The 22,780-nt window shown below is 43.7% G+C and carries 23 protein-coding genes and 1 pseudogene; 20 read left to right on the top strand and 4 right to left on the bottom strand.

Annotated features, from left to right (window positions below; all coding sequences use genetic code 11):
• The 12 genes and pseudogenes from Q0612_RS08590 to Q0612_RS08535 form a co-directional block, all read left to right on the top strand.
• A pseudogene (locus tag Q0612_RS08590) lies at positions 1 to 891 on the top strand (hypothetical protein); the annotation flags it as partial.
• Complete coding sequence (locus tag Q0612_RS08585; RefSeq protein WP_298883437.1) at positions 860 to 1,186, top strand: hypothetical protein; 327 nt, start codon at positions 860 to 862, stop codon at positions 1,184 to 1,186. The pseudogene Q0612_RS08590 and the gene Q0612_RS08585, both read left to right, overlap by 32 nt.
• A 371-nt stretch (positions 1,187 to 1,557) precedes the next feature.
• Positions 1,558 to 2,067, top strand: a complete 510-nt coding sequence (locus tag Q0612_RS08580; protein ID WP_298883434.1) for a hypothetical protein — start codon at positions 1,558 to 1,560, stop codon at positions 2,065 to 2,067.
• 324 nt (positions 2,068 to 2,391) lie between these two features.
• Entirely contained in the window at positions 2,392 to 3,840 is a 1,449-nt protein-coding gene (locus tag Q0612_RS08575; RefSeq protein ID WP_298883431.1) for an aminotransferase class I/II-fold pyridoxal phosphate-dependent enzyme, read from the top strand.
• A 10-nt stretch (positions 3,841 to 3,850) separates the two neighbouring features.
• Positions 3,851 to 4,486 (top strand): dTMP kinase, encoded by a 636-nt coding sequence (gene tmk / locus Q0612_RS08570; RefSeq protein WP_298883426.1) that lies wholly within the window; start codon positions 3,851 to 3,853, stop codon positions 4,484 to 4,486.
• 1 nt (position 4,487) lies between these two features.
• A complete protein-coding gene (locus Q0612_RS08565) occupies positions 4,488 to 5,513 on the top strand; it encodes a DNA polymerase III subunit delta' (protein ID WP_298883423.1) in 1,026 nt (341 codons plus the stop codon).
• A gap of 6 nt (positions 5,514 to 5,519) precedes the next feature.
• The gene (locus Q0612_RS08560; protein WP_021720771.1) at positions 5,520 to 6,362 is read left to right on the top strand and encodes a stage 0 sporulation family protein; all 843 of its coding nucleotides are present in this window, start codon (positions 5,520 to 5,522) and stop codon (positions 6,360 to 6,362) included.
• Positions 6,337 to 7,083, top strand: a complete 747-nt coding sequence (locus tag Q0612_RS08555) for a tRNA1(Val) (adenine(37)-N6)-methyltransferase (protein ID WP_298883419.1) — start codon at positions 6,337 to 6,339, stop codon at positions 7,081 to 7,083. Before Q0612_RS08560 ends, Q0612_RS08555 begins: the two co-directional genes overlap by 26 nt.
• A 148-nt stretch (positions 7,084 to 7,231) precedes the next feature.
• Positions 7,232 to 8,200 (top strand): 3D domain-containing protein, encoded by a 969-nt coding sequence (locus Q0612_RS08550; protein ID WP_293387884.1) that lies wholly within the window; start codon positions 7,232 to 7,234, stop codon positions 8,198 to 8,200.
• A gap of 15 nt (positions 8,201 to 8,215) precedes the next feature.
• Positions 8,216 to 8,758: a ribonuclease M5 gene (gene rnmV, locus Q0612_RS08545; RefSeq protein WP_298883412.1), complete on the top strand. Its 543-nt coding sequence runs from the start codon at positions 8,216 to 8,218 to the stop codon at positions 8,756 to 8,758.
• Positions 8,755 to 9,606, top strand: coding sequence for a 16S rRNA (adenine(1518)-N(6)/adenine(1519)-N(6))-dimethyltransferase RsmA (rsmA, locus tag Q0612_RS08540; RefSeq protein ID WP_210685194.1), 852 nt, complete (start codon positions 8,755 to 8,757; stop codon positions 9,604 to 9,606). The genes rnmV and rsmA overlap by 4 nt, the downstream gene beginning before the upstream one ends.
• A 289-nt stretch (positions 9,607 to 9,895) precedes the next feature.
• Positions 9,896 to 10,573 carry a heparan-alpha-glucosaminide N-acetyltransferase domain-containing protein gene (locus tag Q0612_RS08535; protein ID WP_298883402.1) on the top strand — a complete coding sequence of 226 codons (678 nt, stop codon included), beginning with the start codon at positions 9,896 to 9,898 and terminating at the stop codon, positions 10,571 to 10,573.
• A 219-nt stretch (positions 10,574 to 10,792) separates the two neighbouring features.
• On the opposite strand, the gene Q0612_RS08530 is transcribed toward Q0612_RS08535, so the two are convergent.
• The 3 genes from Q0612_RS08530 to Q0612_RS08520 are packed head-to-tail and all read right to left on the bottom strand — an operon-like array spanning position 10,793 to position 12,707.
• Positions 10,793 to 11,641, bottom strand: a complete 849-nt coding sequence (locus tag Q0612_RS08530) for a hypothetical protein (protein ID WP_298883398.1) — start codon at positions 11,639 to 11,641, stop codon at positions 10,793 to 10,795.
• Complete coding sequence (locus Q0612_RS08525; protein WP_298883396.1) at positions 11,638 to 12,213, bottom strand: hydrolase; 576 nt, start codon at positions 12,211 to 12,213, stop codon at positions 11,638 to 11,640. The genes Q0612_RS08530 and Q0612_RS08525 overlap by 4 nt, the downstream gene beginning before the upstream one ends.
• A gap of 59 nt (positions 12,214 to 12,272) precedes the next feature.
• Positions 12,273 to 12,707, bottom strand: a complete 435-nt coding sequence (locus tag Q0612_RS08520) for an Rrf2 family transcriptional regulator (protein ID WP_293387902.1) — start codon at positions 12,705 to 12,707, stop codon at positions 12,273 to 12,275.
• Positions 12,708 to 12,893: 186 nt separating this feature from the next.
• Here Q0612_RS08520 and Q0612_RS08515 point away from each other — a divergent pair, with 186 nt between their 5' ends.
• From Q0612_RS08515 to Q0612_RS08500, 4 genes are all read left to right on the top strand, one after another.
• Positions 12,894 to 13,232: a hypothetical protein gene (locus tag Q0612_RS08515; RefSeq protein ID WP_009144405.1), complete on the top strand. Its 339-nt coding sequence runs from the start codon at positions 12,894 to 12,896 to the stop codon at positions 13,230 to 13,232.
• A gap of 59 nt (positions 13,233 to 13,291) precedes the next feature.
• A complete protein-coding gene (locus tag Q0612_RS08510) occupies positions 13,292 to 14,230 on the top strand; it encodes an AEC family transporter (protein WP_210685190.1) in 939 nt (312 codons plus the stop codon).
• A gap of 92 nt (positions 14,231 to 14,322) precedes the next feature.
• The gene (locus Q0612_RS08505; RefSeq protein ID WP_298883390.1) at positions 14,323 to 15,726 is read left to right on the top strand and encodes an FAD-binding oxidoreductase; all 1,404 of its coding nucleotides are present in this window, start codon (positions 14,323 to 14,325) and stop codon (positions 15,724 to 15,726) included.
• A 208-nt stretch (positions 15,727 to 15,934) separates the two neighbouring features.
• Positions 15,935 to 16,222, top strand: coding sequence for a LysM peptidoglycan-binding domain-containing protein (locus tag Q0612_RS08500; RefSeq protein ID WP_298883387.1), 288 nt, complete (start codon positions 15,935 to 15,937; stop codon positions 16,220 to 16,222).
• Between the two features lie 178 nt (positions 16,223 to 16,400).
• On the opposite strand, the gene Q0612_RS08495 is transcribed toward Q0612_RS08500, so the two are convergent.
• A complete protein-coding gene (locus Q0612_RS08495) occupies positions 16,401 to 17,228 on the bottom strand; it encodes a MerR family transcriptional regulator (RefSeq protein ID WP_298883385.1) in 828 nt (275 codons plus the stop codon).
• A gap of 115 nt (positions 17,229 to 17,343) precedes the next feature.
• Here Q0612_RS08495 and Q0612_RS08490 point away from each other — a divergent pair, with 115 nt between their 5' ends.
• The 4 genes from Q0612_RS08490 to Q0612_RS08475 are packed head-to-tail and all read left to right on the top strand — an operon-like array spanning position 17,344 to position 22,744.
• On the top strand, positions 17,344 to 19,248 hold the full coding sequence (locus Q0612_RS08490; protein ID WP_298883382.1) for a TonB-dependent siderophore receptor: 1,905 nt from the start codon (positions 17,344 to 17,346) through the stop codon (positions 19,246 to 19,248).
• Between the two features lie 16 nt (positions 19,249 to 19,264).
• Positions 19,265 to 20,566, top strand: coding sequence for a nitrogenase component 1 (locus Q0612_RS08485; protein ID WP_293806400.1), 1,302 nt, complete (start codon positions 19,265 to 19,267; stop codon positions 20,564 to 20,566).
• Positions 20,559 to 21,752 (top strand): nitrogenase component 1, encoded by a 1,194-nt coding sequence (locus Q0612_RS08480; protein ID WP_298883377.1) that lies wholly within the window; start codon positions 20,559 to 20,561, stop codon positions 21,750 to 21,752. The genes Q0612_RS08485 and Q0612_RS08480 overlap by 8 nt, the downstream gene beginning before the upstream one ends.
• Positions 21,749 to 22,744, top strand: coding sequence for an ABC transporter substrate-binding protein (locus Q0612_RS08475; RefSeq protein WP_293806404.1), 996 nt, complete (start codon positions 21,749 to 21,751; stop codon positions 22,742 to 22,744). The genes Q0612_RS08480 and Q0612_RS08475 overlap by 4 nt, the downstream gene beginning before the upstream one ends.
• Positions 22,745 to 22,780 lie beyond the last annotated feature (36 nt).

Genomic DNA, 22,780 nt, shown 5'->3' with positions numbered 1-22,780 from the left:
TCCACTGTGGATTTTTTATTTTATTTTTTGTTCAAGTTGATTATACAATCTACCTTTTTTATTTTTAATATGTTGTGTTTTATCCGTATTTGTCCTACCTTTGATTGCGTCAATAGTGGGGAAGATATGCCGGATAGATTTATTCTTTTTGATATTGAATTAAATAATATAAATAAGAGAAGGGTGTCTGCAAATGGCAACAATTACAAAGAAAGCAACAAATCTGTTGGTGCGAGCGTTGGTCTTGGCAGTAATAAAGCAGTCAGCGGCAGTGCAAGCGTAGGCAAGATTGACAGCAATTATAAGAGCGTTACTGACCAAAGTGGCATTTACGCAGGCACAGAAGGCTTTGATATTAACGTAGGTGAAAACACTGACCTCAAAGGTGGTATTATCTCCAGTGAAGATGAAAAAGACAAAAATAAAATCTCCACAGGTACACTTACCTATGAAGATATTCAGAACAAAGCGGATTATAAAGCCGGAAGTATTGGTATCAATGTCGATACATCTAAGAATGCTAAGAACAAAGATGCAGGTGTAACGCCTAACATTGGTGTAGGTGCTAAAGATAATGCTGAAAGCGTAACCAAGACAACTGTTTCTGAAGGTGAAATTGAAATCAGGGATAAAGGGAACCAGAAGCAGGATCTTAAAGACCTGAATCGTGATACCCAAAACAGCCTTAACAAGATTGGTGAGATTTTTGACAAGACGAAGGTTGAAGAACGCCAAGAGCTGGCTGGACTTTTTGGAGAGATTGCTTATAAAGCAGTAGGCGATTTGGCTATAAAAAATGGCTGGCAAGAAGGCAGTGCAGAAAAGAACGCTCTTCATGCTCTTGTAGGTGGTATCATGAGTGAACTTACTAATAGTGGATTCTTGGCATGATATTATTGATAATGAAGGTAAACAGTATAATTCTTTAAAAAATATACTTGGAGAAGAAAATTATAATAATTTTGACTCTACGGCTAAAGTTATCAGCTTAACTGGAGATGCTAAGAAGCTTTATGAAATTGTTAAAAACAAAAACTTTAGTAATATTGATTGGGATTCAATTGTTACTGATAAGTTTGAACAAAATGAGTTAATAGATACGCTAGATAATTTAGGACTAATGCTTGATATAAAAACCATAAATGAATTGAGAGGATCAGGAAATGAAAATAAACAAAACAACTAAATGTTATATTACATATATAATATACTACATAATATTTTATATGGTATATATAGTTGGGCCTCCGACACCTTCAAGAATTGTGTTATGGAAGTATTATTTTCCAATAAAAGTATTACCATTATTTTTAGCCATAATATGGGGGAATATACATAATGATGTTAGAGAAATGCTTACCTACATGAGAAAAGATGAAGAAAAAACACAACGTTTAAAGAAAAGATTTCTTATAAAAAACAGCCTAATCTTTTTAATAGGAAGTTTTCTTCTTATATTCATAATGCCGTTCGTTATATTATTTTTCAAGAATGAATTTGGAATAAATATATTGTTTTTGCTTTCCAATTGATATAGTTGGCAGTGTTAAAGGCAATGTGAACCTGGATGCAGATAAGGCTGCTAATGTTAAAGGCAGCAGTGTTGTCGCAGGAAAGGATGTTACCTTAAACACTATGGAGAAAAGTATATTGGCAATATTAAAGACTATAGATAAAAGAAAGATTTGTGTAATAGTTGTACTGTTAATTGTATGTGTTATATTAGGCAATCAATTCATGAAAAGTGCTGATGAACAGGAACTAAGAAATGAGGCGATCAATATTATTTATAAGTCTGGCTTTTCGACTGTAATTTACGATATGCATAGAGATTCACATTATTGGTATACAGTTCAAGTTCCGACCAGTCAGAGTTGTCGGCTAATAAATTATTACAATAGTTCTTTACAAAATAAGGGGTGGATAGAAGATAGAGGTTCATATAGCAAAGATGGTAAAATTTTTTTGAAAACTAAAAATAACGTAAAGACATCCGTAGTATTAAAGATTGTGAAAAAGAGTGATGAGCAGACGTTGTGGAGAATTGATGTTAACTCGTGGAACTAATATAAAGTATACACACTTTTATACACTTTGTACTTATTATTGGTATGCCTGATTATCGGCTATATTGCAATAAGCTTTTAATATAGCTGTTTAATATAATTATTCTTCAAAATTAGATTAGCTCAACTAAAGCGTAAGTAATGGACTAATATAAAAACTCAGAGAGGTCTTGTGATGCACAGTCCTCTCTTTTTTTGTGCCAAAGCCTGCGTTTAAAGAATAAATTTACGCTGTTAGCAGCTGAAATGCTATATCTGCAGAGCTAAATATGTTAAAATATAATGATGTACTAAATTAGTTTAGCTTTGCCGGAGGGAGCAAATAATGAAAGATAAAATTAGCATGCCTTTAATAGAGGCGATGCTGCAATATAAAAGTGAGGATGTCTATCCTCTGCATACTCCCGGACATAAGGGAGGACGCGGCATGCAGCGCTTGCTGCGTCAGGAGCTGGGTGGCAGCGTGCAGATGGACGTGTCGCTGATGAGCGAGCTGGACGATATCCATGAGCCGGAAACCTATATTAAAGAAGCGCAAGAGCTGGCAGCGCAAACCTACGGCAGTGATGCCTGCTTTTGGGCAGTCAACGGCACGAGCCAGGCAATTCATGCCATGCTGCTAACGGCGCTGAACCCGGGGGAAAAGTTGCTGTTGCCACGTAATGCGCACCGCAGTGTTGCCGGCGGACTTGTTTTGGGCGGTATCGAAGCAGTCTATCTGCAACCGGAGTATCAGCCTGAATTCGGAATTCAGATGCAGGTTACCGTGCAGCAGATAGAGGCAGCGCTGGCACAGGACGGCAAAATTAAAGCGGTGCTGCTGACAAGCCCCAATTATTACGGTGTGGCGGCAGATGTGCGGGCGATTGCCGATTGCTGCCATGCGCATAATGCAGTGCTGCTGGTGGATGAGGCGCATGGACCGCATCTGGGCTTCAGTGAGCTGTTGCCACCGTCTGCTTTGCAGTGCGGCGCTGATGCCTGTGCTCAGAGTACGCATAAAATTTTGGGCGCGATGACGCAGTGCAGTATGCTGCATGTGCAGGGAGCACGTCTTGATTTGCAGCGTGCGGCGGATGTGATGAGCCTTTTGACGACGACAAGTCCCAACTATCTGCTGATGGCATCACTGGATGCTGCCAGAGCGCAGGTGCAGGTCTACGGCAAGGAGATGGCAGCGGCGGCTGTACAGGCTGCTGCCAAGCTGCGCAGCCTGTGTGCCGCCTATAGCGGCCTGCGTGTAATGGAGACGGCAGATTGCGGCGGACTGCAGCTGGATAGCACGAAGGTGACAGTCAACTTTGCAGCCTGGGGCTATACCGGCGTAGAGGTTGGTGAGCTTTTCCGTGAGGCAAGAGTGGCTGTTGAGCTTGTAGATGCCTATAATGTACTCTTTCTGGTGACCTATGCAGATGTTACTACGGATTATGACGAGGCGTTGGCAAGAATTGCCGCTGTACTGAATAAAATGCAGGCGCAGAAGCGTGCGCCGCTGCAGTTAGCAGCGGCAGCGAAGGTGCCGCAGACGCAGGCAGTTCTGCCCTTGCGCGACGTATTCTATCGTGCGAAAAAAGCAGTGCCTTTGGCAGAGGCTGCAGGCAAAATCTGTGGTGAGCAGGTGAGCTTTTATCCGCCGGGAATACCGGTGCTGCTGCCGGGTGAGCTGGTAACGGAAGAGATTATTGCCTACTGCAGAGCGCAGAAGGAGCTGGGTTTGCCGGTAAGCGGACCTGCGGACAGCAGCTTACAAACGATACGTATTATTGCGGATTGAGGTAAATAAGATGCGAGGATTTTTTATTACATTTGAAGGAATAGACGGAGCGGGGAAAACTACCCAGCAGCATTTGGCAGCGCAGGCCTTGTGCGAGCAGGGCTATGATGTGCTGGAAAGCCGCGAGCCCGGTGGTACTCAGCTGGCTGAAAAGGTGCGCGCCCTGGTGCTGGACCCGGAGCTGCCGCTGACAACGGCAACGCAGACGCTGCTGTATCTGGCAGCACGCAGCGAGCATGTTGACAAGCTGCTGCGTCCGGCGGTGGAAGCAGGCAAGATTATTATCTGTGACCGCTTCAATGATTCAACACTGGTTTATCAGGGACTGGCGCAGGGCAAAACTCCGGAGGAGATTGCGCAGTTACGCCGGTTGGGCTCTTTTGCTACCGGAGGCTTGGAGCCTGATTTGACGCTTGTTTTTGATGCCGACCCGGCAAAATTACTGGCGCGTCGCCAGCAGCGTGGTGTGCAGGACCGTTATGAACAGCAGGGGCTGGAATTTCAGCAGTGTCTGCGTGCAGGCTTTCTGCAGCTTGCCGAGGCAGAGCCTGAGCGCTTGCAGGTGATTGATGCCTTAGGCAGTCAGCAGGAGGTTACTGCGAAGGTGCTGCAGGCCATCAGCAGAGTAATCAGCGGAGAGAAATAAAATGTGGGAGCATATTATCGGCCACACAGAACAGAAAAAATTTCTGCAGAACTATCTGCAGGCCAAGGAGCGTCCGCATGCGCTGCTTTTTAGCGGTGCTGCCGGCTTGGGCAAGCGCACGCTGGCTCTGGAATTTGCTAAGGCACTGCTGTGCTTTCAGCATAACGGAACAGATGGCTGTGAGGCCTGCAGGCTGATGAATCTGCAGGACGGCAATCTGAGCCATCCGGATTTCGTGCTGGTGCAGCATGAATGGGATGATAAAAAAGACCGTTTAAGAGATACGATTATTATCGACCAGATCAGGGAGCTGACGGCTAAAACGGCGCTGGCACCGGTGATGTCACCGACGCGGGTGTGCATTGTTGAGGATGCAGATACCATGGTTCCCGCCGCAGCCAATGCTTTTTTGAAGCTGTTGGAGGAGCCGCCGGCCGGCTGGGTGATTATTTTGCTGGTAGCCAATGTCAACAGGCTGTTGCCGACTATTATGTCGCGTGTGGTACAGCTGCGTTTTCAGGCGCTGGAGCCACAATTGGTGGAGCGGGCGCTGCAGGCAAGGCAGATAGAGCCTGCCAAGGCCGCGGTATTGGCGCGTATCAGCGAAGGCTCAATCGGCTTGGCGCTGAATTTAGCTGCAGCCAAGGGGCAGCTGGATGTATTTGAATGCCGTAAGCAGGCGGCAGCCTTTTTGGAGGCTTTGCCCTTGGCGATGCCGATGAATTATCTGGCCGGCCGCAGCTGGCTGGACAAAAAGGTGCAGCGTGAGCAGGCACTGCTGCTCGTGCAGCTGTGGCAACTGCTGTTGCGCGATTTAATGATGTGCAAATTGCAGCTTTATGATAGAATATATAATATAGATTTACTGGATGAGCTTAAAAGTCAGAGCAGCGGCTGGCAGCTGTCGGCGCTGAAGCAGGCTTTAGTGATTGTACAAGAAGCATATGACGCATTGGTGAGCAGTGTCGGTATGAAAACGGCATTGGAAACCATGGCGCTTAAAATAGATAAAATTTATAAGGAGTGATAATTTATGCCGACAGTAGTAGGCATTCGCTTTAAAAAAGCGTGCAAGATATATTATTTTGACCCGGCGGAAACAGGTGTAGCAAAGGGTGATTTCGCTATCGTGGAAACAGCGCGCGGTGTGGAATACGGTGAGGTTGTTATCGGACCGCGTGAGGTAGAAGACAAGCAGATTGTTTCCCCGCTCAAGCCGGTTATGCGTAAAGCAACAGCCGATGATGACATGAAGCTGGCAGAAAACAAAATCCGTGAAAAGGAAGCGTTCAATATCTGCCTGCGCAAAATCAAAAATCATGGCCTGCCCATGCGTCTGATTGACGTAGAGTTTACCTTTGATGTGAATAAGATTATTTTCTACTTCACTGCTGACGGACGCATTGATTTCCGTGAGCTGGTTAAGGATCTGGCAGCTGTTTTCCGTACCCGTATCGAGCTGCGCCAGATCGGTGTGCGCGATGAGGCCAAGATGCTGGGCGGTATCGGCAGCTGTGGCCGTCCGCTGTGCTGTGCAACCTTCTTAGGCGATTTTGAGCCTGTTTCTATCCGCATGGCCAAGGACCAGAGCCTGTCTTTGAACCCGACGAAGATTTCCGGCATCTGCGGTCGTCTGATGTGCTGCCTGAAGTATGAAAACCATATGTACTGCAAGCACGGCTGCAACGGCTGCGGTCGTCGCGAGCGTATTGAAATTCCCAAGATGGGCAGCAAGGTAGTGACTACTATGGGCGAAGGCAAGGTAGTAGGCATTAACCGCAAGGAGCGTACCGCTGCCGTGCAGCTTTCTCCGGATAATACTATTCAGGTGGAGTGGGAAGAGCTTGTAGATGCTTCCCAGGCTGACAATGTCTGAGCAGGAAAACAGCCTGCGCTGTGATTATGTGCCGGGCTGCGGTTATAAAATCTGGCAGGATGCCAAAGAGTTCTGCTATACTACGGATGCTGTGTTTTTAGGCAACTTTCCGCATGTTGTGCGTAAGGCTAAGGTGCTGGAGCTGGGCTGTGGTACCGGTGCTATAAGTATGCTGCTGGAAAGCAGAGGTGCCGCAGAGGTGACGGCACTGGACTGCAATCCGCAGGTAACAAAGCTGGTACGTCAAAGCGTTGCGGATAATTCCCTGCAGGATAAGTTTAATGTTATAGACGGCGATTTACGCAATTACAAGCAGCTGCTGCAGCCGGAGAGCATGGATTTGGTGGCTGCCAATCCGCCCTACCGCAACAGCGGCAACGTGCGCCAGGTAGGCACTGCTGCCTGCCACGAGGTTACCTCGACATTGGAGGATTTTTTCCGGGCGGCGGCCTTTGCTGTGCGCTATCGCGGACGCTTTGCTTTGGTGCAGTTGCCGGAGCGCTTTGCCGAAAGCATGCAGTTGGCGCTGAAATATGGCCTGCAGCCGAAGCGTTTGCAATGGGTGCATTCCAAAATTGATAAGCCTGCCTGGATTTTCCTGATGGAAATGCAGAAGGGCGGCAGCTACGGCTTGGATGTTCTGCCGCCGCTGATTATGTATAATCAGGATGGCAGCTATACGGAGCAGGTGAAAAAATTCTATGAGCCTGCTGTTAAATAATCTCAATGGACGGGAAAATGTTAGAATATAAGTAGTCTATATGCTAACAAATTATATATTTTAGATATGCGAAAATGCTGTAAATGTCACGGATTTGACGCTTCCTGCTGTTTTATGTTAAAATAATTACCGGATTAAGGAGGTTTTTATGATTAAGCATATATGCAGATTACATTTAAATTGTTTATTATCTGCCGTTATCCTTATGCTGATGGTGCCTTTCCTGACCGGTTTTGATATTTCACAGCAGGTGACTATTCTTTATGATGGTCAGACCAAGGAAGTGCGTACTAATGCAGTAAAGCCTGGCAAAATTTTGCAGGAGGCCGGCATTGTCCTGGAGAAGGGCGATGGCTGGAAGCTGCAGAATACCAAAAGGGTACAGAACGGCAGTGTGATTGAGGTACTGCGCGGCAAGCCCTTTACTGTTATCCGTGGCAATGAAACGGTAGAATACAAAAGCTGCAAGCCGACTGTAGGCGAGGCGCTGAAGGATTTGGGCATCTCCTACAAAAAGGAGCGTGTTTATCCGGATGTGCATGAGCCGTTCAAGGAAGGTATGCAGGTTTATATTTTGAATGCCGATGAGGAGCTGCAATTCAGTGAAGCGAGTGTAGATATTCCGGTGAAGTATGAGGACGATTACAGTCTGAACTTCGGTACGGAAAAGATACATGTTGAAGGCAAGGCCGGTACAGCGAAGGTTGTTTCCAAAAAGGTGAAAAACGGTGATGGCAGTCATTCTGTACAGGAGCTGACGCGTCATGTGCTGATTGAGCCGGAAACAAAGGTTATCCGCAAGGGTATGGCGATGAGCGTCTATACTCCTGAGGGCTATAAGCGCTATACGAAAAAAATCAGTGCGCATGCCTCTGCTTATGTAGCAACAGGCAGCCGTACTTCTATCGGTCTTGTTCCGTATGAAGGCATTGTGGCTGTTGACCCGCGCTTTATTCCGTATTATACAAAAATGTATATCCCCGGTTATGGTATCGCTATGGCCGGTGATACCGGTGGCGATATGGTTCACCACAGAGTAGATTTGTTTTTTAATGATTATCATCGTGCTATCCAGTGGGGCAGACGCGATGTAGATATTTATATTTTAGCTGATTAAGGTGGAATTTATCTGATGCTTAAGGAAGTGCTCGTAGTAGAAGGAAAAATGGATACGGTGGCAATCGGTAAGGCGCTGGAGGCCGATACTATCGAAACCGGCGGCTTTACGCTGGCCCCCTATACTTTGCGCCAGATAGAGGCTGCGTATAAAAAACGCGGGATAATTATCCTGACTGATCCTGACGGTGCCGGTGAACGCATTCGCCGCTTTTTGACGGAGCGCTTTCCGGAAGCAGGGCAGGCGTTTATTCCTAAGCGTCAGGCAACTGCCAATAATGATGTAGGCGTGGAGCAGGCGCAGCCGGAGGCTATTTTGGAAGCTCTGGCTAAGGTGCGACACCATGAATATCGTCCGCAGCAGGAATTTACTATGCGCGATTTGTTCCAAAATAATCTGAACGGCAGCGAGAGTGCTTCTGCACGCCGTGATGCGCTGGGTGCCGAGCTTGGTATAGGCTATGGCAATGCCAAACGCTTTTTGGAACGCCTGAATCATTATGGTGTGAGCCGTGAAGAATTTACGGTTGCTTTACAAAAATTGGAGAGTGAAGAGTGAATAAACCGGTTATTGCTTCTCCCCAGGTAACGAATCATATTCTGCACCGCTTTAAGCTGCGTGCCGATAAGAAGCTGGGGCAGAATTTCCTGATTGATGAAAATATCGTGCGCCGTATTGTGGAAGCAGCAGAGCTGTCCCCGGCAGATAAGGTGCTGGAGGTAGGCCCGGGCATCGGTACGCTGACACAGGGGCTGGCAGAAAGCGGTGCCGATGTTGTGGCGGTAGAGCTGGATAAACGCCTGCTGCCGGTACTGGATGTTACGCTGGAGGGTTATGACAATGTTCGCATCGTCAATGGCGATATCCTGCAGGTAAATATTATGGAAACGGTGGCAGCACCGGAATTTAAGGTGTGTGCTAACCTGCCGTATTATATTACCACGCCGATTATTTTTGCCCTGTTGGAAAAGCGCCTGCCTATGGAACGCTTAGTTGCTATGGTGCAGAAGGAGGTTGCCGAACGCATGGCTGCCAAACCGGGCAGCAGAGATTATGGTGCGCTTTCGGTAGCTATTCAGTATTATACCGAGCCGGAGATAGCGTTTATCGTACCTCCGACCTCATTTATTCCCGCACCGGCTGTTGATTCGGCTGTTATTGTATGCAAGCGCCGCTCCGAGCCGCCGGTAAAGGTGTGCGACGAAGCGCTGTTCTTCCGCGTGGTTAAGGCAGCCTTCTCCCTCAGACGCAAGATGCTCAGCAATTCGCTGAAGAATATGGGCATCAACTCCGAGCAGTGTGCGCAGTGGCTGCAGCGTGCCGGCGTAGACGGAAAGCGCAGAGCGGAAACTCTCAGCCTGGAGGATTTTGCGGCTTTGACCAATACCTTCGGTGCAGAAAAATAAAAAACGCTGAAAAGAAGTTACTTTACAAAACAGCAGAGAAAATGTAACGTAGTTTACACTTTCTCTGCTGTTTTTGGCTTTAAAGGGCTTATGTTATTCCTACTGCGCATTATTAATATTCCAATAAAGCATAACTAATATAAAACTAATTGCCGCATGCCCAAACGATATAACTTGACCTCTTGAAAATTCTGACAGAATAGTTTATATTATAACTACAGGGAATAATAAATATTCCCCAAGGTTTGCGCGGCGCTTCACCTCCCACGATGAAAGCGAGGTAAGTATTATGGAAAAGTTATTAGCAAAAATGTATGAGCAGTCAGAAAGCAAAGCAGAAAAGAAGCAGTACCGGGTGCTGAACGCACTCAAGGCTGCAGCCTTCTTAAATCTGGCAGTTTTCTACTTCCTGTATAATATAAATGTAGCTCAGGGTACTAATCCTGCTTGGGATTATGCTTGGTGGCAGCGGCTGACGCTGTGGAGCATTGTGGTTCTGTGCGGTATGACATTTAGCCAGGGCAGCAATTACCTCAAATGGGGATTGGGCCTTTTGGGTGTAGGCACTGCGATTTCGCTTTGCACCTATATCTTCACACCGCAGCATCCCATTTATTTCGGCATCTTTACCTTCCTTGGTCTTGCATATCTGGTAGTACAGCCCATTCATTGGTGGCTGCAGAAGTCTCCCGGTTCCTGCGGTTGGCTGTTATCTGCAATAGCCTATGATTTGACCAGGCATCTTACCGATGGCGTGATCATCTGGCAAGGTAAGATAATCGGACATCTGCCGTCCTTCCTGTACGGTGACTGGAACGTATGGCTGGGGCTGCCTAGTGCAGATTTTGTCTCGCTGGAGTATGTGCCTTTCCTGCCGAACATCTTCTTATTCCTGTGCGGCCTCTACCTGTTCCAGTTTATGTCCGAGCACGAAAAAGGACAAGCTTATCTGAAAAAGCTGAGCTAATTTAACAAGCCTTTCTTTAAAAGTCAATTTGCATAGAAATTCTCGTAGTTATACAGTTTGTCTGCATATGGTGTTATCCCTCTGCTTATTTCTTCTTAACTTTTAACACCCCTTGCTTTTAGCCAATGTCCCAACAAAGCTAATGTCCCCGGACTCATAATTAACGAGAGAGAAAGAAGAAAATCCTCCGCAGCTGGCGAGCTGACGGAGGATTTTTCTTTATGGCTGATTTAATTTAAAGCTGTCCAAGGAATAAATTGCCTGAGGCAGATAGTTATCTGCCTGCATTGCAGGCATTACGTACAGCAGCTGGTAGGTTTTGTTGTTCTGCTGAGCTTCTGCAGTCAAAAGCAGCTTGTTGCTGTGATAATCATTGTGGGCGCTCAGGCGGCAGGTCCAAATTAACTGATTGCCATGCTGCCATTGCCAGTATACTTTGGCATTTTCATAGACAGGCAGAGCTTCTGTTGCCTTAAAGCTTGCAGTGTCCGCAGGGTCAAGCACGGTTGCTGCCAGCATCAGAGTGTTGCCGGCTGTGCGCACCAGCATAGCTCCTTCGGTTTGCGGCAGGTCTGCCAGCGGATTTTTACCGAAGGCCTTGGGCACGACCATACTGTAGCCGCCGGCTTCACTGCTGACGCTGATGAAATCGCTTGCCTGCGGTGTACGCATGAACTGCCTGGGCAGCGGCGGCTTGCCTACCAGATTCAGCTTTGGTTTAGGCTTGGGTTTATCTGCAGGCGGCACAGGCTCGTTGCTGACAACGGGAGGCGTGGCTGCAGCGTTTGCAGCTTCTGCTGCTGTTGCTTCGGTAGCTACGGCTTCCTCCTGCTTTGGCGTTGCCGGTACAGTAGGAGCAGTGCTTACGATGTTATTGTCTGCAGCGGTTTCCTCTGCTTGGGAAGTGCCAATACTGTTTTCTGCTTCCGTAGGCTCAGCCGGTTGAGCCGGAGAGGTGGAAACTACAGCAGGCTGCGTAGCATAATTTGGCAGCTCCTCGGCTGCAGCTGCAAAGCTGCTGCCTGCAAGGCTGAGCAGCAGCGAGCAGATTAAGACTGTGCGCCTCATAATTTATCGCAGACTTCGTTGATGGCTGCTTCGTCTACACGCATAGCGGCGATAGTTTTTTCCATCAGCTCGTCTAAAGGCCAGCCCAGGATATCGGCACCTTGTTTGATTACATCGCGGCTGCAACCGGCTGCAAAGTGTTTATCCTTAAATTTTTTTTTCAGGGATTTCAGCTCCATGTCCTGTACGCTTTTGGAAGGGCGCATCAGGGCAGCGGCACCGATTAAGCCGGAAAGCTCATCGATAGCGAAAAGCACCTTTTCCATCTGATGCTCAGGTTCGATGTTAGCGGCAGTCAGGCCCCAGCCGTGGCTGGCAGTGGAGCGGATAATGTTTTCATCTACACCGTGCTCGCGCATCAGCTCCTGAGATTTTACACAGTGCTCTTCGGGATACAGCTCAAAATCCAGGTCATGCAGCAGGCCTACGATGCCCCAGTATTCCTCCTGGTCTGCATAGCCAAGCTCCTTGGCAAAGTAACGCATAATGCCTTCTACAGTCAGTGCATGACGCAGATGAAAGGACTCCTTGTTATATTGACGTAATAAATTCCAGGCTTCTTCTCTGTTCATATTATTTTCCTCCTAATGCTTTGTTATTTTTCTATAAAATGCGGGTGCTTAGCTCGCTTTTAAATATTTTCAGCCTTCGGATGCTTGGCACGGTAATCGCTTATCATATCGTGCAGCGTAGTGTGGTCAACTACGCCGTCAATGGCCTGCTGAATTTTTTTGTAAAGACCGATGGTGATACAGGAGTCAAACTGATCGCAGGGTGTTTTGCAGTCCAGGCAGGATACGGGAGCAAGACTGCCCTCGACTGTGCGCAGAATTTCACCGACAGTGTATTCATCAGGCGTGCGCGCCAGACGATAGCCTCCCTGAGCGCCGCGGGCACTTTGGACAAAGCCTGCTTTACTCAGCTGGTGAATAATTTGCTCTAAGTATTTATCGGAAATATTTTGCCGTTGGGCAACTGTTTTTAATGGTATATAGCTACCGGTGTGGTTGATTGCTAAATCGAGCATCAATCGCAGGGCATAACGTCCCTTGGTAGAAATTTTCATTACGGTCACAACCTTTCTAATGACTATATTCTACTATGAATTTAGTAGGAATTCAATAATGATTATCATATCTGTGTTATGCGGGCATAAATTAATGATTCTGCACACGGAATATGAAAATGCTAGTGCCATTTTATTGCTTTTGTGTTAAAATACCCTTATACAACTATTTTTGGAGGAAGTAAGATGGAAAAAAATAAATTAGATAAAACCTTTAAGCATTATCTGGGAATTTTTACCGAGGATAAGGAACTGGGCAAGATTTTGAACAAGGTATCCTTCCAGGAATTATTCAATCCTAAGTTTTTGCAGGAAAACAGCAAATTTACATCTATGGATGATATGATCTGGCGCAGCGGTTTTGGCATTATGAACCTGATGGAAGTAGAAAATGTTAATCAGGATAAGTGGAATGAGTATATTGCCAAAAATACCGAATGTGAAACCTGGCACGATTTTGGCAAGGTAGCAATGATTGACTGGATGAAAAACAAGCTGGAAGAAGTAAAAAAATCCAAAAACTAAAATCTTCGTTGCCGGAGCTGAATGCTTCGGCAATTTTTGCCTTATGAGGGGAATGAACAATGGAAATAGTTTTACATGCATTAAACGGTGTGCTGACCATCATGCTGATGATTGCTGTCGGCTTTTATTTAGAGCGCAGGGGCTGGTTCAGCGAGGAAAGTGTGGCGCTGATTTCGCGTCTGGTGAATTATGTCTGCCTGCCTACATATATGCTGACCAATATTTTGGGGCAGTTTAAGCATGACCAGCTCATTACGCTTTCGCATGGCCTGATTGTACCGGTTATTTCGATGCTGGCAGGCTATTTTATCAGCAGGCTGCTCGGACGTCTGATAGGTGTGCCGCGGGAGCACAGAGGAATTTTTTCTATCTGCGTCAGCTTTTCCAATACAATTTTTATCGGCCTGCCGTTAGGTATAGCCTTGTTCGGTGATGCCGGCGCTCCTTATATTATGATTTACTACATGGTGAACACAACGCTTTTCTGGACTATAGGATTTCATGACTTGGCAAGCAGCAATGGCGTAACCATGCCGCTTTTCAGCCGTAAGACACTGAAAAGCATTATGTCGCCGCCGCTTATGGGCTTTATGTTGGGTGTAGTGATGGTACTGCTGGAATGGAATCTGCCTGAGCCGGTATTCAAGTCCTTTCATTATCTGGGCAGTATGACTACACCGCTGGCGATGCTGTTCATCGGTATTGCCATGAGCAAAACCCGTTGGGAAGAAATTGCCGTAGGCAAGGAGCTGGTAGTTGCTATGCTGGGACGCTATTTAATCTGTCCTTGGATAGTTTTCCTGATCCTGCCGTTTTTCCATCTGGAGCCGATGATGGAAAAGGTTTTTGTGATTATGGCGGCGATGCCGGCGATGACTAATACGGCGATTGTAGCAAAAGGCTACGGCGGCGATTATAAATATGCTGCCATGCTGACGGCGGTAAGTACGGTGCTGGCGGTCTTTGCAATACCGTTTTATATGTGGCTGGTACACTGAAAAATATTTGCTGTTATAAATGTCGCTGTTTGTGATAAAATAAGCATAGAGTAGTTTAAAATATAAATGTTGCAAATGAGGAGGACTGAATTATGGAGTATAACAAGCTGTCTGACGAAATAATTGCCAAGCTGCAGGCTTTGGTCGGCGTGCAGAATGTATTGACGGATGCAGGGCAGATGGAAATATATGCCCATGATGAAGTAACTGACCCGGCTTATCATCATATGCCTGAGGCTGTCGTATTTGCGGAAAATGCACAGCAGGTGGCGGCTGTGGTCAAGCTGGCGAATGAATATCACTTCCCGGTTGTGCCACGTGGCGCAGGTACAGGTCTTGCCTGCGGTGCAGTGCCCATTTATGGCGGTGTAGTGCTTTCGCTCGAAAAGATGAATAAAATTATCGAGGTTAATGCCGATGCTATGTATGCGGTTGTAGAGCCGGGTGTGCGCACTTCCGATTTGCAGACTGCGGCTGCAGCTAAGGGAGCCTTTTATGCAGGCGACCCCTGCAGCGGTGATTCCTGTTTTATCGGCGGCAATGTGGCAACCAATGCCGGTGGCAACCGCGCGGTTAAATACGGTACTACGCGTCATCAGGTATATGCCGTTGAGGTGGTAAATCCTACCGGCAAGATTGTGCAGCTGGGAGCACGCCTGCAAAAGCAGACTACAGGCTATTGCCTGGAGCAGCTGATAATCGGCAGTGAGGGTACTCTTAGTATCATTACGCAGATTACCGTAAAGCTGCTGCCGTTGCCTAAGTACAGCATGGATCTGCTGGCGGTTTTTGAATCCCCTGAGGATGCTATCGGCACGGTAAACAAGCTGATTATGGCCGGTATTATGCCTACCTGCGTAGAATACATGGATAATATCACTATCAAATCCGTAGAGCGTTATCTCGGTACAACGCTGCAGGGCAGTGACAAGGGCAATTATCTTATCGTAGAAGTGGAAGGCACCAGCGAGGATGACTTGGATGAAAAGGCTTGTACGATGGATGAAATCTGCTCGGAAAACGGTGCCGGCGATGTGCTGGTAGCGGAGCACGATAAAATCTGGCAGGCACGCAAGGCCTTCGCCGAAGCAGTGCGTGCGGAAAGCCTGATTGTCTGCAAGGAGGACGTTGTCTGCCCGGTAGACCATGAGCCTGCGTTGCTTGCGGAAATTTTGCGTCTGGCCGATAAGTATCAGCTGGTAACACGCATTGCCAGTCATGCCGGTGACGGTAATATCCATTTGAATATCCTGAAGCAGGAGCAGGAAGATTATGCGGACTGGGATGCCAGAGTCAAAGCCAACCAGCAGGAGCTGTACCGCTTTATTTACGCACACGGCGGTCGCTTGAGCGGTGAGCATGGCATTGGTTATAAACGCAAACAGCTGATGGAGGAATTCACTAATCCGGATGAGCTGGAAATGATGCGGGCGATAAAAAAAGCCCTGGATCCCAATAATATTTTGAATCCGGGCAAAATTTTCGATATAGAGTAGCATATATTAAGCAAAAGGGCATTGCCGAGAGGTGATGCCTTTTTTGCTGCAGTAATTTTTTGAATATAACGTATAAACTATATTGGAATTTGGAAATACGTTCGCAAAGAGTCGGCAAACAACAAACAAAAATTCATAAAAGTGTTGACAAAGTTCGTGCGGCACACTATAATATAAGCAAACAGAGATTTATTAGGTGGTGATAGATATGAAAAAGTTTTTAAGTATTATCTGCTGTGCTTGTTTCCTTTATGTCGGATATAGTGCTGTGTTTGCTAATGAACCTGTTTATAAGGAATATACGGTGACTGTCGCTGAAGGCGAAACGCTGTGGGAAATTGCCGGTCGTCATACAGAAGCGCGTGAGGATGTGCGTGAGGTTATTTTCCGCATTGAACAGGCGAACAAACTTAACTCTAAGCATATTTATCCCGGTCAGGTTTTGAAGGTGCCTCTGCGCGTTCATGATAACGGACTGATGGTAGCGGAAAGATAGATGAGAATATAAAATATAATAAGCAAAATGATAAGGGCTGTTGTACCTGCGGGGTGGTGCAACAGCCTTGTTATTTAAAATAGAATTTATTGGTAATACTATCTGGGTTATAATCTCTTGGAATTCAATTAGGTTATAAAGGAAAACAAGTCAAAATATAGTAATAAGCTAAATATTTTCATTCCTTTTCTACCGCAACAGAAAGCATACTTATATAGTCATCTCTTGTCTTAGCTGTCCAAAAATCTTTCAAGGTAGTAATTTTTATCGGGCTAATAATCTTTAAATGTTGCTTATGCAGATATTGGGTAATAATATCATAGATTTTTGTGGCTTGCGGTTGAAAAGCTCCTTGAAAAATATATGTTAAGTAATTTCCAGCAGGTAAGATAATCTTTTCTTTATTATTTGAATCAACATATGTTGGTGAGCAGTAGTAGCGTTTTTTCCTGCATTCACCATTAAGAAAATCATTTGCTGTAATTATCCAACTGACTTTGCAGGACTTAAAGTGATTTGATTTATATAGTGGTAGGTTGAAGTTTCCTAATATTTTTATTCTTGTTTTGATTGGTGCTTTTTTATCAACCAAAGGACTAAGTATTAGAATCTCTTGCTCTTGTTGGTGAATAGTTAGACTACCGACGTTATATTTATTGATTGCTGCTAAATTTGTGCGAACTATTTCGATATCTGCTAATAAACATTTTAGTTTTTTTATAGTTAACTCATATTCTGCTGCTTTGTTCATTAGTATGTTATCTAAAGCTTCTGGACTTTTTTCATTTATGTAAGCCTTTATTTCGTCTACAGACATACCTAATTTGCGAAAATTTAATATTATTTCTAAAATAAGATATTCTTTGAAGTGGTAGTATCTGTAACCATTGCTGTCTATAAAATTAGGTTTTAGTAAATTGTGCTTATCATAGTAGAGAATAGTTTGTCGAGATACATTACCTAAGGCAGCGAGTTCACTTACAGAAAAGTAGTTTGTGTTACTCATTTTAATACTAAATCCCCTTGAAAAACATATTGAGTGTATAGCGCTATATAGTATATAATATCACATAAGCTAAAAAAATCAATCGAATATTGAAGCTTATAGGAGAGTGAGTGCAATGATTTCAAGTGGTTATAAGAGTTTAATATTGATGTTGGCTGTTGGCGCTATTACTAATGTTGCAAATGCAATGCCTACAGAAGATTTACCTGAATTTTCATTAGAGAAATTGGTAGTTAGTGCGACAAAGGTACCTACGACAATGTTTAATGCTAATGCGAACGTTAATGTAGTAGGTAGACAGGAAATAGAAAATAAGCATTTTAATAATATTGGTGAAGCAATCCGCAACTTGCCGGGTGTTAATGTTCAGAACATGGGTGGCAGTGGTGAAGCTTATGCAGATAACACTCTTTATATTAATGGTTCAAAAAATATTGTAGTTTTAATTGACGGTGTAAGAATAAATTTTAATGGAGGCGATGCTGAAAAATTTTCTAGCGCAGACTTCATTGATATGAATTTAGTAGAACGTATAGAGGTGCTTAAAGGTTCTGCTTCTACTTTATATGGTTCTGACGCGCAAGGTGGCGTTATTAATATTGTTACTAGAAAGCAGATTGGTAATGGGTATGGTAAACTTCACACAGATTACGGAAGCTTTAAGACAAGCCACGTAGGTTTGAGTGCTGGCGGTACTGAAAAAGGCTTGAACTGGTATATTGCTGCACAAAATAAAAAATCTGGTAGCTTCAAAGATGGTCAAGGAAGAAGGGTACCGGAAACTGTTGATGCCAAAACTTTTAATGTTAAGTTGGGCAAAACTTTTGATGAAAAAAATGACTTGAGCTTAATGTACACGCAGTATAAATCTGACTATTCCAGAATTAAACCTAAAAAAGGACAAGTTTATGAAAAAGCCACTCCGATTTATGGAACTAAGGATAACAATAATTTTGTTATGAGCTATAATCATAAGTTTTCTGAGAGTAGCAATAATATTTTAAGCTTCAGCAGGAATAGCAAGGATATAAATGACAATTATACCGCGAGAAAACCAGTACAATATGTACAAACTAACCTTAGTATTAATGACCAATTAACAAATAAAATAGGTGAACATCATACTTTGGTAGGTGGCTTTGAATATACAAAAGATAGTATTGATAGAGCTTCTCAGACTATTAAAAACAAAGATTTCCATAATACAGCTTTATATATACAAGATATTTGGGATTTTTCCAAACAATACAATTTAACATATGGTCTGCGCTATGACAGTCATTCCAAGTATGGCAACCATACTAGCGGTAGTGCGACTATCGGTTTTACTCCTGATGATAAGACAAATTTTTACGCGTCTTATAAGCAGTACTTTATTGCACCAACAGTAAACCAACTGTATTCTTCCGGTTCCGGCAATCCTGATTTGAAATACGAAACAGGCTATACTTATGAGCTTGGCATGAAGCATTACTTTGATAAGAATACCACAATTGATTTGAATGCCTATAGACGTAAATCCAGCGATGCTATCGGTTTGGTAAAGAAAAATGATGGCAGTGATGATAGTATCTATACTAACTATGATATTGAAAAAACAAAAGGTTTTAGCGTAAAGGTTAATAAGAGTATTAATGACTGTATTAATCTTGGTGCTGGCTATACTTATATTTATGTTGACCCGCAACCAAATAAGAACCCTAATAAAAACGGATATTTACCACGAGGTGTATGGAATTTTAACATCGGCTATGACAATGACCGCTTGGCGGTAGATTTTGACGGACGTGGAGTTATTAACAGGGAAGGACGCAAAGCAGCTAAGGTGCATACGTCTACAAGCTTTTGGGTGTGGGATATAAGTGCTAATTATAAATGTAGCAATAGTATCAAATTGTTCGGCAAAATAGGAAATATTTTTAATACCAACTATACTGAAAGAGTATATGATTTGGATCCAGAGGCATGGTATGCTTCACCAGGAAGAAATTATATGGTTGGCATGGAATATACTTTCTGATTAAAGGTGTTAGATAATGGGACAACAGCTTTTGCGAAGATTTAAAGGCTATGGTTGTAGCATGATAGGGGCTTGCCGCGTTGTGGCGTATGCGGAAGATGTGGTAGTAATCTTAAACAGCCCACTGGGATGTGCACATATTTTGCGTGACAGGGAGCTGGAACGCAACTATCAGGCTACCAACGCTATGCGTGGAATGTTTAACAGCATTGGTAGAAGGATTGTATATACAAATTTGACTAATGATGACTGCATCTACGGATCCGGAAAAAAGCTGGCTGCTGCAATAGGTATGGTTGCGGAATTATATAACCCTGCCTATATCTTGGTGGTTAATTCGTGTATGGTAGGGATTATCGGTGATGATATTGAAGCAGTAGCTGCGGAAGCAGAAGGTACCTATAAAGTGCCAGTCATTTCAATTAATAGTTTTGGCTTTATGAATGGCGCTTACTCTAATGGCTTTAAACTTGCTGTCAGCATAATGCTTAATCGATTTTGTATACTTCAAGAAAAGCGGGACGATACAATAGTTATAATAGCTCCATTTGAAGGAAAACACTCTGCGGCATTCCGCACCATAGAGCAATATCTTTACTTCTTAGGTCTGAAGAAAGTTATATTATTCCCGGGAGCTGCTAGTTTGGAAGAAATAAAGCTATTGTGTACCTGCCGCTATGGTGTCATTATCGATCATAATAACATGTTGGTAGCGGATTATGAGTCAGCGGCGAATTTACTTAACGAAAAACTTGGAATCCAGATACTAGATTATGCTGATCCGGCAGGTTTTAAGGAAACATTGACTTGGCTGGAAAGAATACATATTGCTCTGCAATCGCCAGAATACAGTTACAAGATGCTTTGCGAACAGTTAAAACAGCAATATAGTCAATTCATAAATGATTTTTTAGCTATAGCTGGTAAAGGGAATAAGGTTAGCATAGTTATCAGAGATGCTAAGGTTATACTCAACTTTACATGGCTGAATGAGCTGTTGGATGATTTGCAGCTGGAAGTAGAAGGCATTTATATGGATCAGGATAATTCAATGGCGAACGGAAATGTCCTAGATACTTTGCTGCATGATGTACCAAGGCTTTCAAACATAGACCGCTTTTATCTTACCATAGAAGAAATCAGCTTAAGGTTAGATGGCAAAAATGTGCTTTCTGTGAGAGTACCACGAGACTTATTACCATTTGCCGTGTCGTTACCATACATGAATATGGGCTTTGGGTTAGAAGGCCTGCAAATGGTAATAGAAGATATCAAAAGAATGATAGTACAGAAAAAGCATAGAGGCTATTATGAATAAACGCTTATATGAATTAAAAAAAGAAACAAATTATTGTGCAGGTGTGGGAGAAATTGCCTGCTTGCTTGAGCATATTGGGGAAGCCGTTGTGTTGGTTAATGGACCGCGATTTTGCTACTTGCAAATGAAACGAATACTTCAGCAAATGCTACCATTTAGTATTGAAGACAGGCTATATTGTAGTGATGTTGACGAAAACGCCATTGTTTTTGGTACAGAAGGCAAAGTAAAGAAGGTCTTGAGGCAGATTAAAACACAAAAGCAAGCAATAACATGTATAGGTGTTGTCAATTCTTGTGCTGTTAGTTTAATAGGTGATGACATTTTAGGCATTGTAGCAGAAGAAATTCCTGATGTGTGTTGCTTAAGTATGGAAAGCGGTGCTATGACTGGCGATTTCTGGGATGGTTATAACTATGCATTTAAGATGGTAGAGCAGGCAGGCCTAAAAGTAACATTTGGCTGTTTGCGGGGGTATAGTTTGTGCTATTATAATGCTTATTATGATATGCAGGAAATTCGTCGTTTACTTCGTCAAGGGTTGAATTTGCAGTATCAGGATTTTCCTGTAATAGCATCAGAATTATCCCAAGGGAATGAAGGAATACTTGCATCAGGTATACCATATGGTTATGCTGGCACTTGGCAATGGCTAGAAAAGATAGCAAAACAACGCAATCTTTCTACGGATAGACTAAACGTATTGAAAAAAGAGTCTGAGGCTACTTATAAGATGTTTACTGCTGATGAACTTAGCTTGCAAAGGGAGTGGGGTGGCATTTATTTCCCGATTATAGTAGTTGCGGCGCCAGAGTCAGTTGCATATGCTTTGGCAAAAAGTCTGACAATGGAATTAGCAGGATTTGATAAAATGTACTTAATTATTCACGGAAATATGAAGCAGAAAAATGCTGATGGTCCATATAAGATTGTTCGGGATATGGATGATGTGCTACAAGAAAATAGCGGTACAGTAATTCTTATTATAGGTAGTAGCATTGAAAGTGAGCAGTATATACGCCGTGCAGGACGCAGAGCATATTTTATTGCAATATCCCAGCCAGTTTATGATGACATCAGTTGTATGCCGCTTGCAGGAATAACAGGTTACTATAATTTAAAAAAACTGCTTTGGCAGCAGTATATACAAATGCGATATGATAAAATAATTGAGGCAGAAAGATGAAGCGACTAATTTGTGTAATAATGCTTATAGCCTTAGCCCTTTTGGCGATGGCTTGCGGGAAAGGGCTGAAAACACATGATGAAGAAGCCTTATATACAGTTCAAGATGCTACAGGCGTTAATATAAGATTTAGAGAGAAACCGCATCGGATATTACCATTAGGTGTTGGTGTGCCTGATATAGTAATGGATCTTACTGGACCAGAACGTATATTGGCTTTGCCAAAGTATTTTTCTGATGCGCAAGTGTCGTTTATTGCAGATAAAGCAAAAAAAGTGCCGATAAAAACAGAACGTATTATTCCTGTTGAACAAATAATGAAGCTTAAGCCAGATTTAGTTTTGGCGCCATATAATGCCGACAGGACGAAGATTGAAACGATGCGCTCTATGGGAATAAAGGTTTTCGTTGTTAAAGCACCGCATAATATGCAAGAAATAGAGCAATGTGTATTAGATGTAAGTGAAGCAGTAGGTGAAGCTGAAAAGGGAAAGTCTATTGTGCAGAACATGAAGAGTATCTTTGAGCTGATAAAAAAGACTAATTCATCTATTCCAGTGACTGAACGGAAAAAAATACTTGCTGTATCTGTAGAAGGTGCATTTGGCGTAAAAGGTGGATTGTTCGATGATTTATGCCATTATGCATATATAGAAAATGCGGCTGGAAATATTGAACTGCCAACTGGTGCACGTATTGGAAAGGAAGGTATAGTAAAATTACAGCCGGACGTTATTCTTTTACCGACTGCTACCAGAATGATGGCAGATAGCAAACGTAAAACTGCTATAGATGAAATCCTCCATGATCCGTCATATATGACTTTAAAGGCTGTACAAAATAAGCAGATTATTGCTTTGCCAGATAAATATTATCGTTACTGTGTGTCACATTATGCTGCAGAAGCTGCATATGTTTTAGCAAGTTCAGTATATCCACAATATTACGAGCAACTACAAATGCCGGGATTATTAGCTGGTATTGAAGAATGAAGGATTGACTATACAGCATAGCATATTTTGTTCGTA

The sequence above is a fragment of the uncultured Phascolarctobacterium sp. genome (assembly GCF_937920985.1).
GTDB lineage: Bacteria > Bacillota > Negativicutes > Acidaminococcales > Acidaminococcaceae > Phascolarctobacterium_A.
Note: the sequence above shows the minus strand (reverse complement) of the source record. Positions and strands in the feature narration are given on the sequence as shown.

Excerpts from the sequence above, each read along its gene's own strand:
- Q0612_RS08575 (WP_298883431.1), top strand. The coding sequence starts at position 2,392 with ATGAAAGATAAAATTAGCATGCCTTTAATAGAGGCGATGCTGCAATAT.
- tmk (WP_298883426.1), top strand. The coding sequence starts at position 3,851 with ATGCGAGGATTTTTTATTACATTTGAAGGAATAGACGGAGCGGGGAAA.
- Q0612_RS08565 (WP_298883423.1), top strand. The coding sequence starts at position 4,488 with ATGTGGGAGCATATTATCGGCCACACAGAACAGAAAAAATTTCTGCAG.
- Q0612_RS08560 (WP_021720771.1), top strand. The coding sequence starts at position 5,520 with ATGCCGACAGTAGTAGGCATTCGCTTTAAAAAAGCGTGCAAGATATAT.
- Q0612_RS08555 (WP_298883419.1), top strand. The coding sequence starts at position 6,337 with ATGCTTCCCAGGCTGACAATGTCTGAGCAGGAAAACAGCCTGCGCTGT.
- Q0612_RS08550 (WP_293387884.1), top strand. The coding sequence starts at position 7,232 with ATGATTAAGCATATATGCAGATTACATTTAAATTGTTTATTATCTGCC.
- rnmV (WP_298883412.1), top strand. The coding sequence starts at position 8,216 with ATGCTTAAGGAAGTGCTCGTAGTAGAAGGAAAAATGGATACGGTGGCA.
- Q0612_RS08535 (WP_298883402.1), top strand. The coding sequence starts at position 9,896 with ATGGAAAAGTTATTAGCAAAAATGTATGAGCAGTCAGAAAGCAAAGCA.
- Q0612_RS08530 (WP_298883398.1), bottom strand. The coding sequence starts at position 11,641 with ATGAGGCGCACAGTCTTAATCTGCTCGCTGCTGCTCAGCCTTGCAGGC.
- Q0612_RS08525 (WP_298883396.1), bottom strand. The coding sequence starts at position 12,213 with ATGAACAGAGAAGAAGCCTGGAATTTATTACGTCAATATAACAAGGAG.
- Q0612_RS08520 (WP_293387902.1), bottom strand. The coding sequence starts at position 12,707 with ATGAAAATTTCTACCAAGGGACGTTATGCCCTGCGATTGATGCTCGAT.
- Q0612_RS08515 (WP_009144405.1), top strand. The coding sequence starts at position 12,894 with ATGGAAAAAAATAAATTAGATAAAACCTTTAAGCATTATCTGGGAATT.
- Q0612_RS08510 (WP_210685190.1), top strand. The coding sequence starts at position 13,292 with ATGGAAATAGTTTTACATGCATTAAACGGTGTGCTGACCATCATGCTG.
- Q0612_RS08505 (WP_298883390.1), top strand. The coding sequence starts at position 14,323 with ATGGAGTATAACAAGCTGTCTGACGAAATAATTGCCAAGCTGCAGGCT.
- Q0612_RS08500 (WP_298883387.1), top strand. The coding sequence starts at position 15,935 with ATGAAAAAGTTTTTAAGTATTATCTGCTGTGCTTGTTTCCTTTATGTC.
- Q0612_RS08495 (WP_298883385.1), bottom strand. The coding sequence starts at position 17,228 with ATGAGTAACACAAACTACTTTTCTGTAAGTGAACTCGCTGCCTTAGGT.
- Q0612_RS08490 (WP_298883382.1), top strand. The coding sequence starts at position 17,344 with ATGATTTCAAGTGGTTATAAGAGTTTAATATTGATGTTGGCTGTTGGC.
- Q0612_RS08485 (WP_293806400.1), top strand. The coding sequence starts at position 19,265 with ATGGGACAACAGCTTTTGCGAAGATTTAAAGGCTATGGTTGTAGCATG.
- Q0612_RS08480 (WP_298883377.1), top strand. The coding sequence starts at position 20,559 with ATGAATAAACGCTTATATGAATTAAAAAAAGAAACAAATTATTGTGCA.
- Q0612_RS08475 (WP_293806404.1), top strand. The coding sequence starts at position 21,749 with ATGAAGCGACTAATTTGTGTAATAATGCTTATAGCCTTAGCCCTTTTG.